General features: G+C 70.6%; 15 protein-coding genes. 4 read left to right on the top strand and 11 right to left on the bottom strand.

Translation table 11 applies throughout. The features are described 5' to 3' along the window. Positions 1-21 precede the first annotated feature (21 nt). Entirely contained in the window at positions 22-402 is a 381-nt protein-coding gene (locus VF330_RS22785; protein WP_330853679.1) for a PPOX class F420-dependent oxidoreductase, read from the top strand. Between the two features lie 315 nt (positions 403-717). Continuing rightward, positions 718-1,419, top strand: coding sequence for a Clp protease N-terminal domain-containing protein (locus tag VF330_RS22790; protein ID WP_330853680.1), 702 nt, complete (start codon positions 718-720; stop codon positions 1,417-1,419). On the opposite strand, the gene priA is transcribed toward VF330_RS22790, so the two are convergent. The 5 genes from priA to VF330_RS22815 form a co-directional block, all read right to left on the bottom strand. Beyond that, entirely contained in the window at positions 1,385-2,116 is a 732-nt protein-coding gene (gene priA, locus VF330_RS22795; protein WP_330853681.1) for a bifunctional 1-(5-phosphoribosyl)-5-((5-phosphoribosylamino)methylideneamino)imidazole-4-carboxamide isomerase/phosphoribosylanthranilate isomerase PriA, read from the bottom strand. The genes VF330_RS22790 and priA overlap by 35 nt on opposite strands. A 30-nt stretch (positions 2,117-2,146) precedes the next feature. Then, positions 2,147-2,782 (bottom strand): imidazole glycerol phosphate synthase subunit HisH, encoded by a 636-nt coding sequence (gene hisH, locus VF330_RS22800; protein WP_330853682.1) that lies wholly within the window; start codon positions 2,780-2,782, stop codon positions 2,147-2,149. Positions 2,783-2,792: 10 nt separating this feature from the next. Then, entirely contained in the window at positions 2,793-3,605 is an 813-nt protein-coding gene (locus tag VF330_RS22805; RefSeq protein WP_330853683.1) for a hypothetical protein, read from the bottom strand. 193 nt (positions 3,606-3,798) lie between these two features. Next, entirely contained in the window at positions 3,799-4,692 is an 894-nt protein-coding gene (locus tag VF330_RS22810; RefSeq protein WP_330853684.1) for a transketolase family protein, read from the bottom strand. 3 nt (positions 4,693-4,695) lie between these two features. Further along, positions 4,696-5,355: a thiamine pyrophosphate-dependent enzyme gene (locus VF330_RS22815; RefSeq protein ID WP_330853685.1), complete on the bottom strand. Its 660-nt coding sequence runs from the start codon at positions 5,353-5,355 to the stop codon at positions 4,696-4,698. Between the two features lie 73 nt (positions 5,356-5,428). Between VF330_RS22815 and soxR the strand changes: the two genes are divergently transcribed. Further along, positions 5,429-5,875 (top strand): redox-sensitive transcriptional activator SoxR, encoded by a 447-nt coding sequence (gene soxR, locus VF330_RS22820; protein ID WP_414675433.1) that lies wholly within the window; start codon positions 5,429-5,431, stop codon positions 5,873-5,875. Here soxR and VF330_RS22825 read toward each other — a convergent pair. Beyond that, complete coding sequence (locus VF330_RS22825; RefSeq protein ID WP_330853687.1) at positions 5,819-6,811, bottom strand: alpha/beta hydrolase; 993 nt, start codon at positions 6,809-6,811, stop codon at positions 5,819-5,821. The two genes, soxR and VF330_RS22825, sit on opposite strands and share 57 nt — an antisense overlap. A gap of 260 nt (positions 6,812-7,071) precedes the next feature. On the opposite strand from VF330_RS22825, the gene VF330_RS22830 reads away from it, so the two are divergent. After that, on the top strand, positions 7,072-7,593 hold the full coding sequence (locus tag VF330_RS22830; RefSeq protein ID WP_330853688.1) for an RNA 2'-phosphotransferase: 522 nt from the start codon (positions 7,072-7,074) through the stop codon (positions 7,591-7,593). On the opposite strand, the gene VF330_RS22835 is transcribed toward VF330_RS22830, so the two are convergent. From VF330_RS22835 to hisD, 5 genes are read right to left on the bottom strand one after another with little or no spacing between them, the layout of a single operon-like run. Next, positions 7,590-10,190 carry a WD40 repeat domain-containing protein gene (locus VF330_RS22835; protein ID WP_330853689.1) on the bottom strand — a complete coding sequence of 867 codons (2,601 nt, stop codon included), beginning with the start codon at positions 10,188-10,190 and terminating at the stop codon, positions 7,590-7,592. The two genes, VF330_RS22830 and VF330_RS22835, sit on opposite strands and share 4 nt — an antisense overlap. Before the next feature lie 24 nt (positions 10,191-10,214). Continuing rightward, a complete protein-coding gene (locus tag VF330_RS22840) occupies positions 10,215-10,370 on the bottom strand; it encodes a hypothetical protein (RefSeq protein WP_330853690.1) in 156 nt (51 codons plus the stop codon). Then, a complete protein-coding gene (gene hisB / locus VF330_RS22845; RefSeq protein WP_330853691.1) occupies positions 10,371-10,970 on the bottom strand; it encodes an imidazoleglycerol-phosphate dehydratase HisB in 600 nt (199 codons plus the stop codon). It lies immediately after the preceding gene. Continuing rightward, positions 10,967-12,073: a histidinol-phosphate transaminase gene (locus tag VF330_RS22850; protein WP_330853692.1), complete on the bottom strand. Its 1,107-nt coding sequence runs from the start codon at positions 12,071-12,073 to the stop codon at positions 10,967-10,969. Before VF330_RS22850 ends, hisB begins: the two co-directional genes overlap by 4 nt. Then, a complete protein-coding gene (gene hisD / locus VF330_RS22855; RefSeq protein WP_330853693.1) occupies positions 12,070-13,386 on the bottom strand; it encodes a histidinol dehydrogenase in 1,317 nt (438 codons plus the stop codon). Before hisD ends, VF330_RS22850 begins: the two co-directional genes overlap by 4 nt. Positions 13,387-13,474: the final 88 nt, after the last annotated feature.

Consider the following 13,474-nt stretch of genomic DNA (forward strand, 5'->3'; position numbering starts at 1 on the left):
TCCGGACTACGCTGCGGCGCCATGATCACCGAACTGGGCCGTGGCGAGTACCTGCTGCTGACGACGTTCCGCAAGGACGGCACTCCCGTGCCCACCCCGGTCTGGGTCGCGCCGGGCGCGACGGACGGCGTGATCTACGCCTGGAGCGCCAGGGACACCGGCAAGGTCAAGCGGATCCGGCGCAGCGGCGACGTGGAGATCGGGCCGTGCGACTTCCGCGGCAACCCCAAGGGCCCGTCGGTCAAGGCCCGCGCCCGCCTGCTGGACGACGCCGCCAGCGACGACGTCCGCTCCCGGATCGTCAAGAAGTACAAGATCATGGGCTGGTTGACGGTGACCGGCAGCAAGCTCCGCCGCGGACGCACCGGCTCCGTCGGCATCGAGATCACGGCCGCTGCCTGACCCGTCGACGTCGATCCAGTCCAGCCACCCGGGGTCGATGTCGACGCCACGTCGTCAACATCGACTCAACGTTGACGCCGCCGATCAACGTGGACTGCACCGCGATCAACGTCCACCTCGACTTCGTCAACCTGCACTCAACGCCTTCACCGCACCGATGACAACGTTGTCACTTCTGCACGTCGCCTGAGCGATCGATGTCGATCGGCGCTCGTCAACGTGGAATCAACGTGGACTGGATGCGTCAATGTTGAGGCGGAGTTGAGCGTCAACCCCACGTTGACCCGATGCAGTGCGTCAACCTACAGTTGACGGGTGATCCAGTTGACCGATCTCATCGTCACGGTCGCCCAGGAGGCGGACGACTCCCTCGCGCGCCTGGCGAAGGCCGTCGAGATGAGCGGTCAGCTCACCGAGCTGGGCGACCACCTGATCGGCCACTTCGTGGACGAGGCGCGGCGCGGCGGCGCGAGCTGGGCGGAGATCGGCGAGAGCCTCGGCGTCACCAAGCAGGCGGCGCAGAAGCGGTTCGTGCCGAAGGAGTCGCCGGAGCTGAGCAAGCCGTCGATGGACCGCTACACCCAGCGGTCGCGCCGGGTCATCGCGCTGGCGCGCCACCACGCGCGGTTCAGCGAGCGCATCGGCACCGAGCACCTGCTGCTGGGGCTGCTCGACGAGTCGGGCGGGCTCGCCGCCAAGACCATCGCGAAGCTGGAGTCGGGCGACGGCAGCACGCGCATCGCCGTGCTGAACCGCCTGGACAACGAGGCCAAGCAGCGGCCGGAGAAGCAGCCGTACACCGCGCACTGCAAGAAGGCCCTGGAGCTGACCGTGCGCGAGGCGCTGCGGATGGGCCACATGTTCATCGGCACCGAGCACATCCTGCTCGGCGTGCTGCTGGCGGAAGACGGGACCGCGGCCGACGTGCTGCACAACACCGGTGTCACGCACGCGGCCGCGGCCGCTCACATCGAGAAGGTCGTCAACGCACCGCAGCGAGCGCTTCCGGGAGCGTGAACGCGCCCGCGTACAGGGCCTTGCCGATGATCGAGCCCTCGACGCCGTCACGGGCGAGCTTGGACAGCGCCACCAGGTCGTCCACAGTGGACACGCCACCGGACGCGACCACGGGGGCGTCGGTGCGGGCGCAGACCTCGCTCAGCAGGTCCAGGTTCGGGCCGGTGAGCGTGCCGTCCTTCGACACGTCTGTGACGACGTAGCGGGCGCAGCCGTCGCGGTCGAGCCGGTCGAGGACCTCCCAGAGGTCGCCGCCGTCCGACGTCCAGCCGCGGCCCTTGACCCGGTGGCCCTGCTCGGTGATGCGGACGTCGAGCCCCACGGCGATCTTCTCGCCGTGCGCCGCGATCGCCTTCGCGCACCACAGCGGGTCTTCCAGCGCGGCCGTGCCCAGGTTCACGCGGGCGCAGCCGGTGGCCAGCGCGGCCTCCAGCGAGGCGTCGTCACGGATGCCGCCGGACAGCTCCACCTGCACGTCCAGCTCGCCGACGACGCGGGCGACGAGCTCGCGGTTCGAGCCGCGCCCGAACGCCGCGTCGAGGTCGACGAGATGGATCCACTCCGCTCCGTCGCGCTGCCACTGCAGGGCCGCGTCGAGCGGCTCGCCGTAGTTCGTCTCGGTACCGGCTTCGCCCTGCACGAGCCGGACGGCACGACCGTCGGCCACGTCAACAGCGGGGAGGAGTGTGAACGTCACCCCGGAAGCCTAGCGTCCCGCGTCGCGCGGTCAGGACAGGCTGGTGAGCCAGTTCTCCAGCAGGTGCGCGCCGGCGTCCCCGGACTTCTCCGGGTGGAACTGAGTCGCCCACAGCGGCCCGTTCTCGACGGCGGCCACGAACTCGTCGCCCGCGTGGTCGGCCCACGTCACGAGCGGCGGCTTGATGTGGTCGGCCGACTCCAGCTCCCACCTGCGCACGCCGTAGGAGTGGACGAAGTAGAAGCGCGTGTCCTTGTCGAGGCCCGCGAACAGCTTCGAACCCTCGGGTGCGCGGACCGTGTTCCAGCCCATGTGCGGCACGATCGGCGCTTCGAGACGCTCGACGGTGCCGGGCCACTCGCCGCAGCCCTCCGTGAGCACGCCGTGCTCGATGCCGCGTTCGAACAGGATCTGCATGCCCACGCAGATGCCGAGCACCGGACGGCCGCCGGCGAGGCGCTCACCGATGATCCGGGCGCCGCGCACCGAGTTCAGGCCCTCCATGCACGCCGCGTACGCACCGACGCCCGGCACGACCAGGCCGTCGGCCTCGCGCGCCGCCCGCGGGTCCGCGGTCACCTCGACATGGGCGCCGACCCGCTGGAGCGCGCGCTCGGCCGAGCGCAGGTTGCCGGAGCCATAGTCAAGTACGACGACACGTGCCACGACCACCAGTTTAGTCGGTCGGAACCGCTCCCTGCGTCACCGGGATGACCGGCAGCACGGTGTTGATCGGTTTCCCGCGCACGAGCTGCCGCCGCAGCGTGACCATCAGTCCGACCGTCACGACCAGGAGCAGCCCGGCGACGAGGTAGTAGACGACCATCCCGACGTTGAGCAGCACGGTCACCAGCGCCGTCACCAGGATCAACGGGAAGATCAGCGCGAGCGGCCACTTCTGCGTGTGCGGCGGCTCGAGCCCGTCCAGCACGAAGTCCGCCCTGCCCTGCTCGGTGAGCTCCGCCACCTGCGCGACCTCGGGCAGGCCCGCCATGCGGAAGAAGCCGGGGATGGCGTCCTCGGCGTTGTGGAAGTCGCGGATGCGTTCGAGGGCGCCCTTGCGGCTGGCCGCCGGGTGCAGCGCCGTGAGCTTGTCGATGGCGTCGGCCTGCCACTTGTCCTTCTCGCGCAGGTTGATCATCCCCGCGGTCGAGCGGTCGACGAGCCTGCCCACCGGACCCGACTGCTTCGCCTGCTCCGACAGCCGCAGCACCGCCTCGCGCGAGCCCCACATCGACGCGCGGCCGAGCGTGGTGGTGAAGAGGTAGAGCAGGGCGGCGTCGTCGTTCCACACGGCGAGCGCGGCGCCGTTCCCGATCTTGCGCACCCTGTTCGTCATGTACGCGGCCTCGTTGAGCTTGGTGGCCGGAGGGGGCAGCAGCACCGTGCCGGACTGCACCGGGACGAGCGCCGCGGGGCCCACGTTGCCGCTGTGCATCGCCTTCTGCAGCTCGGCGGCGTTCAACGGGGTCCAGATCAGCATTCTCACGATCAACATCATTCCTGGTCCGCCTCGCGACCCCGTGCAGACATGCCAGGATTTACGCGTTCCGGAACGGGCGGATGTGCCGGGAAGCGGTGCGCGACCGGGCATCCGGCCCAGTCGCGTCACCCCTTCACCTCTACGCGGCGCGCGACGGTGCGCCGGTCCAGTCATCCCCCATGACTGCGAACATGTTTCTTCACCCCCTGAAGAAACTCCGCACAGCGCTCCCCAACCCGACCACGTCCAAGTCGTGCGCGGCGTCATGATCCTCGGCCGTGCCGTAGTTGCGGAGCTCTGCGTGTCGTTTGACGCCTATAGAACGCACACGGTGCGGGGTTTGTTGCAGTGACTCGGACACAAGATGAGATGAAGTTCCCTCGAGGTACGGCTCCACCACCATGACGTCGGCGTGGTCCGTCTCCCGCACCGCCTTGCGCAGTCCGTCCGAGTCGAACGGTCGGACCGTGGCCGCGTACAGCACCGTGACGTCCGCGTTCTCCGACTCGACGGCTTTGAGCACACGGTCGAGCATCGGCCCGACGGCGACCACAACACCGCGCTTTCCGTGCCGCAGAGCGGTGAATCCCTCGCCGACCGGATACGCCTGTGCGTTCGCGTGCAGTGAAAGCCTGACGTAGACCCGGTTGTCGTCCTTCAGCGCCTGACGGAGCAACGGCGTGACCTCGTCCGCATGACCCGGCACGTGCACGGTCCAGCCGGGAAGCGTGTCGAACAATGCCACGTCACCTGGCGACTGGTGCGTACGTCCCCACGCCGGGTCGTCGTAGGACGCGCCGATGCTCACGAACACCGCGCCCACGTCCTGATGGCCGATGTCGAGCTTGATCTGTTCGTAGGGCCGTTCGACGAGGAACGGCGCGTAGCTGTGCACGACCGGCCGCAGTCCCGCCAACGCCAGACCGCTCGCCACGCCGACCATGGTCTGCTCGCGGATCCCGACGTCGACGACGCGTTCGTTCTCCTGCGGGAACTCGTTGCTGGAGATCACCGCGGTGACCACGGCGATCCGCGGGTCGTGCCCGATCTCCTCGTTGACCGTCCTGACGAACGCCTGGCGCATCGTGGTCATCGTTCAGCTCTTCTCGATCTGCGCGACGACCGCGTACGGGCGGTCGTGCGGGGCGGTGAGTGCGGCGAAGAGGGCCTCGTGGTCGCGGCCGTCGACCTCGGCGGTCTGCCAGCCCTCGACGGCGAAGCGCCGTGCGATGCCGCCGGGCCAGCCGTACATGGCGGACCGGTTGTCGATCACGACGGCGGTGAGGTTGGCGACGCCGAGCCGTGCCGCCACCGCGATCGCCTCGTGGTTGCTGCCTTCGTCGAGCTCACCGTCGCCGACCAGCACGAACGTGCGCCCGCGGCTCCCGCCGATCCGCTGCCCGATGGCCGTGCCGACCGCGATCGGCAGCCCGTGCCCGAGCGAGCCGCTGCTGATCTCCACACCGCGTACGAGCACCCGGTCGGGGTGCTGGCCGAGCGGGCTGTCCCACGACGTCCAGCAGTCCAAAGTGGACTCGTCGATGAACCCCTTCTCCGCGAGGACCGCGTAGTAGGCCATCGGACCGTGTCCCTTGGACAGCAGGAACCGGTCGCGGTCCGGGTCGTCGACGGTGGCGGGCGTGACGTCGAGGACCCGGTCGTACAGGACCCAGAGCACGTCGATCGTGGAAGCAGCCGCCCACTCGTGCTTCTCGTCCCCTGCCATCCTCGCGAAGAGCTCTGGTATCCGTTGCATGGCACCAACTGTTCAACCTCGACCATGCTGGAGGTCAAGCGGTTACCATGATCCGGTGAGCAAGTTGCCGGAAATGCTGACCATCGGCCAGGTAGCGGAACGCAGCGGCGTCCCCCACACAGCGCTGCGCTTCTACGAGGACAGGGGCCTGATCGGCTCCATCCGCACCGCGGGCAACCAACGGCGCTACCAGCGCTCGGTGCTGCGCCGCCTGGCCTTCATCCGCACGGCGCAACGGGTGGGCCTGACCCTGGAGGACGTCCGCGACGCCCTCGCCCAGCTCCCCGACAACCGCACACCCACGAAGTCCGACTGGGAACGCCTCTCCCGCTCGTGGAAGGCAGAGCTGGACGCGCGCATCGACGCCCTGTTCCGCCTGCGCGACAGGCTGACCGGCTGCATCGGCTGCGGCTGCCTCTCGCTGCGCAGCTGCTCGCTGCAGAACATCGACGACGAGCAGGCCTCACACGGCCCCGGCGCCCCCCAGCTCAAGCCGGTCCTGGAGGGCGGCACCCTGTAGGAACTCCCCGACCGCCCGCAGATAACCGTCGGGCTCGTCGACGTGCACCATGTGGCCGGCATCCTCCAGCACCACCGCACACGCCTCCGGCACCGCTTCCAGCGTCGGCTCGACCAGCTGGACCGGAAACGTCATGTCGTACCGCCCGTGCACCAGCAACACGGGGATGCCTAGCTCCGCGATCCTCTGCGCCGCATCGGGAATCCGCGGCGACACAAGAGTTCCGCTCTGCAGCTGCCGCACCCAGTCGCCCCCGAACCTGACCTCATCCAGCCGGCGCAGGTACTCGGCCATGGCCTCGGCACGCCAGATGTTGGCCAGCGCCGCGGCGAACGCCTCGGCGCGCACGCACTCCTCCGGCGTCAGGTCCTCGCGCTGCCAGGGATCCTCTTGGCGAGCCAGGATCTCGTCACGCTCCACCCACCCGTCGAACGCGTCCGGCGGCACAGGCAGAACGCTGCTGCCCGACACGATCAGGCTGCGCACCCGCGACGGATGACTGATCGCGAACCGCTGCGCCAGCATGCCGCCGTACGAATGGCCGAGCACGTCCGCCCGCTCCACGCCGAACGCGTCGAGCACCCGCACGAGATCGTCCACCACGCCGTCGGGGTGGTACTCGGGAACGCGTCCCGACCGGCCGCATCCGCGCAGGTCGGGCATCAGCAGGCGGCGGTCCTCCAGGCGGTGGAGCGGGTCGCGGAGGTAGCTGTGGTCCCAGTCCGGGCCGCCGTGGATGGCGAGCAACGTGCGGTCGCCCGCACCCTCCACGCGGTCGCTCCCACCGTTCGCGCAGTCGCCCGCACCATCCGCGCGATCGCCCCCACCCTCCGCGCGGTCGCCCGCACCATCCGCACGGTCGCCTGGCCCCTCCTGCCAGGCCACGAAGATCTCGGGCTCGCCGGGCACCATCCGCTCACGCCACACGATCTCCATCCAACCGGACGACGGGCCGGCCGGTCAGGGTTTCGGCCAACGCACCGAACATAACCGTCACCTGCCCCTCCGCCCTCGACATCCGTCGTCCGCAGCCCCCGCGCTCCGCCTATTTGCGGGAGGCGGTTGACCATGAAATCAGGACATCTACCAGACGGCCCCAGGCGTGGATCAGGACGAGGACCACCCGTTCGAGTGAGTCCCAGGCGCGGGAACGACGCGCAAAACGGCTGGACAGGCTGTGGTTTGCTGAGGAGCAAATGGAACAAGACAGAATGATCCGCCTCTCCAAGCGGATGTCCAAGGCGCTCCGGCACCAGCCCGAGCGGGTCGGCCTCACCCTCGATCCCGCCGGGTGGGTGCCGGTCGAGGAGTTGCTCAGCGCGCTGGGGATTTCCGCCGCGGAGATGCGTGAGGTCGTGGAGCGCAACGACAAGAAGCGGTTCACGGTCGAAGGGGACCGCATCCGGGCCAACCAGGGGCACAGCGTCGAGGTGGACCTCGGGTTGCCGGTGGCCGTGCCGCCTGACGTGTTGTTCCACGGCACGGTGGCCCAGTACCTCGACGACATCATGCGCGACGGGCTCAGGCCCATGTCGCGGCACGACGTGCACCTGTCGCCCGATCGTGAGACCGCGACCAGGGTCGGGGCGCGGCGTGGGCGGCCGGTGATTCTCACGGTGGACGCCGCGGCCATGCACGGGGACGGGCACGAGTTCCGGCTCAGTGCCAACGGGGTGTGGCTCGCTCAGCACGTGCCCGCGCGGTACCTCGGGACCTAGCAGGCACGGTCCGCGGGGAGTTCGGTGCCGACGTAGCGGCGCCAGTCGTCGGCGGTCAGGGTTCGGGCTGACGTTGTGCAGGCTGTGCGGACCCAGTTGTCGGCGGAGAGGTCCCAGGCGCGCAGCGGGGCGTCGGAGATCGCTGTGACCAGGCGGTCGGGGCCGTCGAAGGCCGTGCCGATGCGGCCGAAGCGGCCTCGTCGGGAGGTCAGGGGGACCTCGCCCACGCGGTCGCCGGTGGTCAGGTCGGTGAGGACCAGCGACTGGGTTCGGGTCAGGTGGACGGCGAGGCTCGTGTCCGGCGTTGCGGTGATGCCCGGCAGGTGGTCCGGGGACGTGGCGAGCGTGCGGGGTGCGGAGCCGGTCTTGTCCAGGATCTCGATGGTGCCGGGGCGTTGGACCAGCAGGTGGTCGTCGGTGAACGTCACCGCGTCGGCTCGGCCGGCCAGTGAGCGGCGGGTGCCGGTGGTGGTGTCGATCAGCTCGACCGAGTCCTGGGTCGCCACCGCGACCTGCGTGGTGTCCTGGCTGATGGCGGCCAGACCGGCGGCCGGGGGCCAGCCCGCGTGGTCCAGGCGGCGGCCGAGGGGGATGGTGCGCTCATCGGTGAAGTCCGGGCCGGAGAACACCTGGACGTCGCCCTGTTCGTTCACGGTGACCAGCCGGCTGTCGTCGGGTGCGGCTCGCATCGCCACCAGGTGCTCGGCGACGACGTCGCCCTTCCAGCGGGAGGTGCGGCGCAGGACCGGCTGGGTCTGCCAGGTCTCGCCGATGCCTTCGGGCAGGGTCACCAGGTAGAGGTGGTCGCCGGCGGCGTTCCAGGCCACCGGGCCGAAGTCGCTGTCCGGGCCGACCGACTCGGTCAGCGTTCCGGACGACACCTCCGCGCCCGCGGTCACGGCCGTCCTGCCGTGCGAGGCCGCGAGCCACGGGGCCGGGCAGGCGTTGCAGGACAACGGGGTCCGGGTCGGCAGCGGTGAGCTCAGGCGGGTGTTCCTGGTGAGGTCCCACAGCACCAGGCGGTCGTGCGAGGCGGAGACCAGGCGGTTCGAGGAGCCCAGGAACTCGACGAACGGCGTCTCGCTGGCGCCTTCGAGCCGGGCGAGTTCGCCCGTGCCGGTCAGGTCGTAGACGTGGATCGTGCCGTTCTCGGCGACCGCGGTGCGGGTTCCGTCGTTGGTGATGGCGACGTGCGACGGGGTGGGGCGGCCAAGGCGCACTTCGGCGTCCTGGGTGTTGAAGCCGAACGTCGGGTTCGTGGTGTGCCACACCCTGGTCAGGCCGTCGGTCGACCAGCCGAACTGGGCGCCGTCGGCGGAGGCGCCGTACCAGGAACCGTTCGCGGGCAGCACTTCGCCGCGTGCCGTGGACACGGCCTCCTGAGAGGTCAGAGAGCGGCGCACCCATTCGGTGTCGGACAGCTCCACCAGCGTCTCGTCGTCGGGCAGCCGCAGCACGAGCAACGGGAACGCCGTTCCGTCGCGCTGCGCCAGGCGGTCTTTCTGTCCATCGTGGACGATCGACAGGAAGCGGTCCGCCTCCATGGCGCGGAAAGCGGTGAACCGACCGGACGGCGACACCGCGACCAGTCCGGACGACAGGTCGGCCGGCACGTCGAACCGCCGCACGGCGGACGAACCGTCCCAGCGCACCGCCGAGCCCGCGGCGAACGCGGCGATCACGCCGCCATCGGCACTGACCGCCACCGCCGTCACCGGGGCCGAGCCGATCCTGGTCTCGGAACGCGCGGAAGCACCCAGGTCCAGCCGGACCACGCGGCCGTCGGAGGTGCCGGCGACCGCGACCTTGCCGTCGGCCGACGCGGCCAGGGCGGTCACCTCGCCGCCGACCTGCACGTACCGGTCGAGCTGCGGGGACGCGGTCAGCGCCTGGAACAGCGCGGACCGGGTCTGCGGGTTCGGCTCGACGCGGTAGGCCTCGGCGGCGAGCACCTGCGCCAGCCCGAGGTCGGTGCGCAGGTTAGCGACGGCCGCCGAGGCGAGGCCGCGTGCCGTGGCGGTGCGGGCCTCCCTTGTCGCGTTGCCGCGTTGCACCTCGGCCGTCACCAGTGCCGCGACGACGAGGACCACCGATGCCACGGCCGCGCCGCGCGCGAACCGCACCGAACGGCGGTGCAGGCGGACGTGCTCACCGACCAGGTCGTCGGACGGGACGCCGCGCACCGCGCTCGCGATGTCGGCGACGCCCTGCCGGAAGCGCGGGTTCGACTCGTCGGCGAGCGTCACCCGCCGCAGGTCGACCCAGCGCGGTTCCTGCCCCAGGACCTTCCGCACCGCGGGCGGCACCGACCGCGCGTACTCGCCGGAGGTCAGCACGACGAGGATCCGCTCCGCCGACCGGTGTTCCAGCCACCAGCCGAGCTGGCGCACGACCCGGTCGGGCAGCTCCGGCGACGCCGTCAGGACGAACCAGCGCGACCGGGCCAGCGCACTCTCGTCGTCGAGGGCGACCCTCAGCGCACGCGGCCGGTACCAGGGTTTGGCGAACCGCTCCACACCGCGCCGCAACGCCGGGGCGAGCGTGCCGTCCAGAGCGCCGCTGTGCGAGAGGAACGCGTCGTACTCGGGCTCGGTCACGCGCGTGATCTTCTCGGTTCGGGGCTAGATGAGCCAGAGCACCGCGCCGCCGACCGCGAGAACGGTCAGCACGAGGAGGATGACCGCCAGCACCCTGGCGGTCTTCCACGTCGTGTACACGCCACCGCCCAGGAAGCCCGCGAGGGCCAGCAGACCGATGACGACGACTTCCTTCGGCATCTACAGCACGCCCTTGGTCGACGGGATGCCGCCGACGCGCGGGTCGGGCTCCACGGCCGTGCGCAGGGCACGCGCGATCGCCTTGTACTCGGCCTCGGCGATGTGGTGCGGGTCGCGGCCGTACTCGACGCGCACGTGCAGCGCGATCTGGGCGTGGAAGGCCAGCGACTCGAACACGTGCCGGTTCAGCACGAACGGGTAGTTGCCGCCGATGACGAACGAGTTGAACTGCTCCGGCTCGCCGCGGTGCACGGTGTAGGGGCGGCCCGACACGTCGACGGAGGCGTGCGCGAGGGTCTCGTCCATCGGGATCCAGCAGTCGCCGAACCGGCGGATGCCCTTCTTGTCCCCCAACGCCTCCCGCAGCGCCTGGCCCAGCACGATCGCGATGTCCTCGACCGAGTGGTGCGCGTCGATGTGCGTGTCACCGGTCGCGCGGACGGTCAGGTCGAAGCAGCCGTGCACGCCGAACGCGGTGAGCATGTGGTCGTAGAACGGCACGCCGGTGCTGATCTCGACCTTGCCGGTGCCGTCGAGGTCGATCTCGACGTGGACCGACGACTCCCTGGTGGTGCGCTCGACCTTGCCCACACGACTCACCGGCTGACCTCCAAGCTGGCCGCGAGGAAGGCGTCGTTCTCCTCGGGCGTTCCGATGGTCACCCGCAGGTGACCCGCGATTCCGACGTCCCGGATGAGCACGCCGTGGTCCAGGTAGGACTTCCAGGTCTCGCGCGCGTTCTCGAACCAGCCGAACAGCACGAAGTTCGCGTCCGAGGGCACGACCTGGAAACCCTGCTCCCGCAACGAGGCCATGACCCGGTCGCGTTCGGCGGCCAGCAGCGCCACCGAGCCCAGGGTCTCGGCCGCGTGCCGCAACGACGCCCGCGCGGCCGCCTGCGTCAGTTGCGAGAGGTGGTACGGCAGGCGCACCAACTGCAACGCGTCGACCACGGCCGGGGCCGCCGCCAAGTAGCCCAGGCGCCCGCCGGCGAAGGCGAACGCCTTGGACATCGTGCGCGAGACGATCAGCCGCGAGCCGAACTCGTCAAGCAGCTTGATCGCGCTCTCCTGCGGCGAGAACTCCGCGTAGGCCTCGTCGACGACGATCACACCCGTGGTGGAGGCGATCAGCAGCCGCAGGTCCTCGAGCGGGATGGACTGGCCGGTCGGGTTGTTCGGCGACGTCACGAAGACGACGTCCGGGCGCGTCTCGGCGATCACCGCGGCGGCCTTCTCGACGTCCAGCGAGAAGTCGGGACGGCGCGGCGTCGGCGACCACTCGGTGCGCGTGCCGGCGGCGATGATCGGGTGCATCGAGTACGACGGCTCGAAGCCCAGCGCGACCCGGCCGGGACCGCCGAACGCCTGCAGGACCTGCTGGAGGATCTCGTTGGACCCGTTGGCGGCCCACACGTTCTCGGCCGTCAGCGTGACCGAGGTGGCCTCAGTGAGGTAGGCCGCCAGGTCCTCGCGCAACGCCACCGCGTCGCGGTCCGGGTACCGGTGCAGGTCTCCCGCGATCTCCGCCACGGCAGCCACCACGTCGGCGGCCAGCGCGTCCGTCGGCGCGTACGGGTTCTCGTTGGTGTTCAGGCGGTACGGCACGTCGAGCTGCGGCGCGCCGTAGGGCGTGCGGCCGCGCAGGTCCTCGCGCAGGGGCAGGTCGGACAGCTCCACGCGTGCGCCGACAACAGGCTTCATCGGGCGAACCTCGCGGTGACGGCCTGCCCGTGCGCGGGCAGGTCTTCGGCGTTGGCCAGCGCGACGACCTTGTCGGCGACCTCCCGGAGTGCTTCCTCGGAGTAGTCGATCAGGTGGATGCCGCGCAGGAACGTCTGCACGGACAGCCCGGACGAGTGCCGCGCGCAGCCACCGGTCGGCAGCACGTGGTTGGAGCCCGCGCAGTAGTCGCCCAGCGACACCGGGGCGTACGGACCGATGAAGATCGCGCCCGCGGATCGGATCCGCGCAGCGACGGAGCGGGCGTCGCGCGTCTGGATCTCCAGGTGCTCGGCGGCGTAGGCGTCGACGACCCGCACGCCTTCGTCCACGGAGGACACCAGCACGATGCCGGACTGCTTGCCGCTCAGCGCGGTGCGGATGCGGTCGTGGTGCTTCGTCGCGCCGATCTGGCGTTCCAGCTCGGCGTCCACCGCGTCCGCGAGCTCGTCGGAGTCGGTGACGAGCACCGACGCGGCCAGCGGGTCGTGCTCGGCCTGGGAGATGAGGTCCGCGGCCACGTGCACCGGGTCGGCGGTCGAGTCGGCGAGGATCGCGATCTCGGTCGGTCCTGCCTCGGAGTCGATGCCGATGAGACCGCGCAGCAGGCGCTTGGCCGCGGTCACGTAGATGTTGCCGGGGCCGGTGACGACGTCGACCGGCGTCAGCTCGGCTCCGTCGGTGTCCACGCCGCCGTGCGCCATCAGCGCCACGGCCTGCGCGCCGCCGGCGGCCCAGACCTCGTCGACGCCGAGCAGCTCGGCGGCGGCCAGGATCGTCGGGTGCGGCAGGCCGCCGAACTCGGCCTGCGGCGGGGACACCACCACGAGCGACTCGACGCCCGCGATCTGGGCGGGGACGACGTTCATGACGACGGTGGACGGGTAGACGGCGAGGCCACCGGGCGCGTACAGGCCGACGCGCGCGACCGGCACCCACTTCTCCGTGACGGTGCCGCCGGGCACGACCTGCGTGGTCGTCTCGGTGCGGCGCTGGTCGGCGTGCACGCGGCGGGTGCGGGCGATCGCCTCCTCGAGCGCCTCGCGCACGGCCGGGTCGAGCGAGGCCAGTGCGGACGAGAGCTCGGACGCGGGCACGCGGACCGTTTCGGGACGGACGCGGTCGAACTTCTCGGTGTACTCCAGGACGGCCTCGACGCCGCGTTCCGCCACCGCGTCCACCACCGGCCGGACGTGATGCAGCACCGCGTCCACGTCCACCTCTGCGCGCGGCACGATGGCGCGCAACTGAGCGGGAGTCGTGGTGCGACCTCGCAGGTCGATGCGGTTGAGCATGCCCACAGCCTAGTTCCCGCGGAAATCTGTTAAAGGTCACCCCGCTATCGGCGCTACTGCGCCTGTGACGTCCCGGTCACGCTCGGTC

The organism is Lentzea sp., from assembly GCF_036380075.1.
Lineage (GTDB): Bacteria > Actinomycetota > Actinomycetes > Mycobacteriales > Pseudonocardiaceae > Lentzea.

What these genes read in the sequence shown, in the direction of transcription:
- hisD (WP_330853693.1), bottom strand. Translation starts at nt 13,386, where the DNA reads ATGCTCAACCGCATCGACCTGCGAGGTCGCACCACGACTCCCGCTCAG.
- VF330_RS22810 (WP_330853684.1), bottom strand. Translation starts at nt 4,692, where the DNA reads ATGACCACGATGCGCCAGGCGTTCGTCAGGACGGTCAACGAGGAGATC.
- soxR (WP_414675433.1), top strand. Translation starts at nt 5,429, where the DNA reads ATGCTGACCATCGGCCAGGTAGCGGAACGCAGCGGCGTCCCCCACACA.
- VF330_RS22830 (WP_330853688.1), top strand. Translation starts at nt 7,072, where the DNA reads ATGGAACAAGACAGAATGATCCGCCTCTCCAAGCGGATGTCCAAGGCG.
- VF330_RS22785 (WP_330853679.1), top strand. Translation starts at nt 22, where the DNA reads ATGATCACCGAACTGGGCCGTGGCGAGTACCTGCTGCTGACGACGTTC.
- VF330_RS22825 (WP_330853687.1), bottom strand. Translation starts at nt 6,811, where the DNA reads ATGGAGATCGTGTGGCGTGAGCGGATGGTGCCCGGCGAGCCCGAGATC.
- VF330_RS22815 (WP_330853685.1), bottom strand. Translation starts at nt 5,355, where the DNA reads ATGCAACGGATACCAGAGCTCTTCGCGAGGATGGCAGGGGACGAGAAG.
- VF330_RS22850 (WP_330853692.1), bottom strand. Translation starts at nt 12,073, where the DNA reads ATGAAGCCTGTTGTCGGCGCACGCGTGGAGCTGTCCGACCTGCCCCTG.
- VF330_RS22840 (WP_330853690.1), bottom strand. Translation starts at nt 10,370, where the DNA reads ATGCCGAAGGAAGTCGTCGTCATCGGTCTGCTGGCCCTCGCGGGCTTC.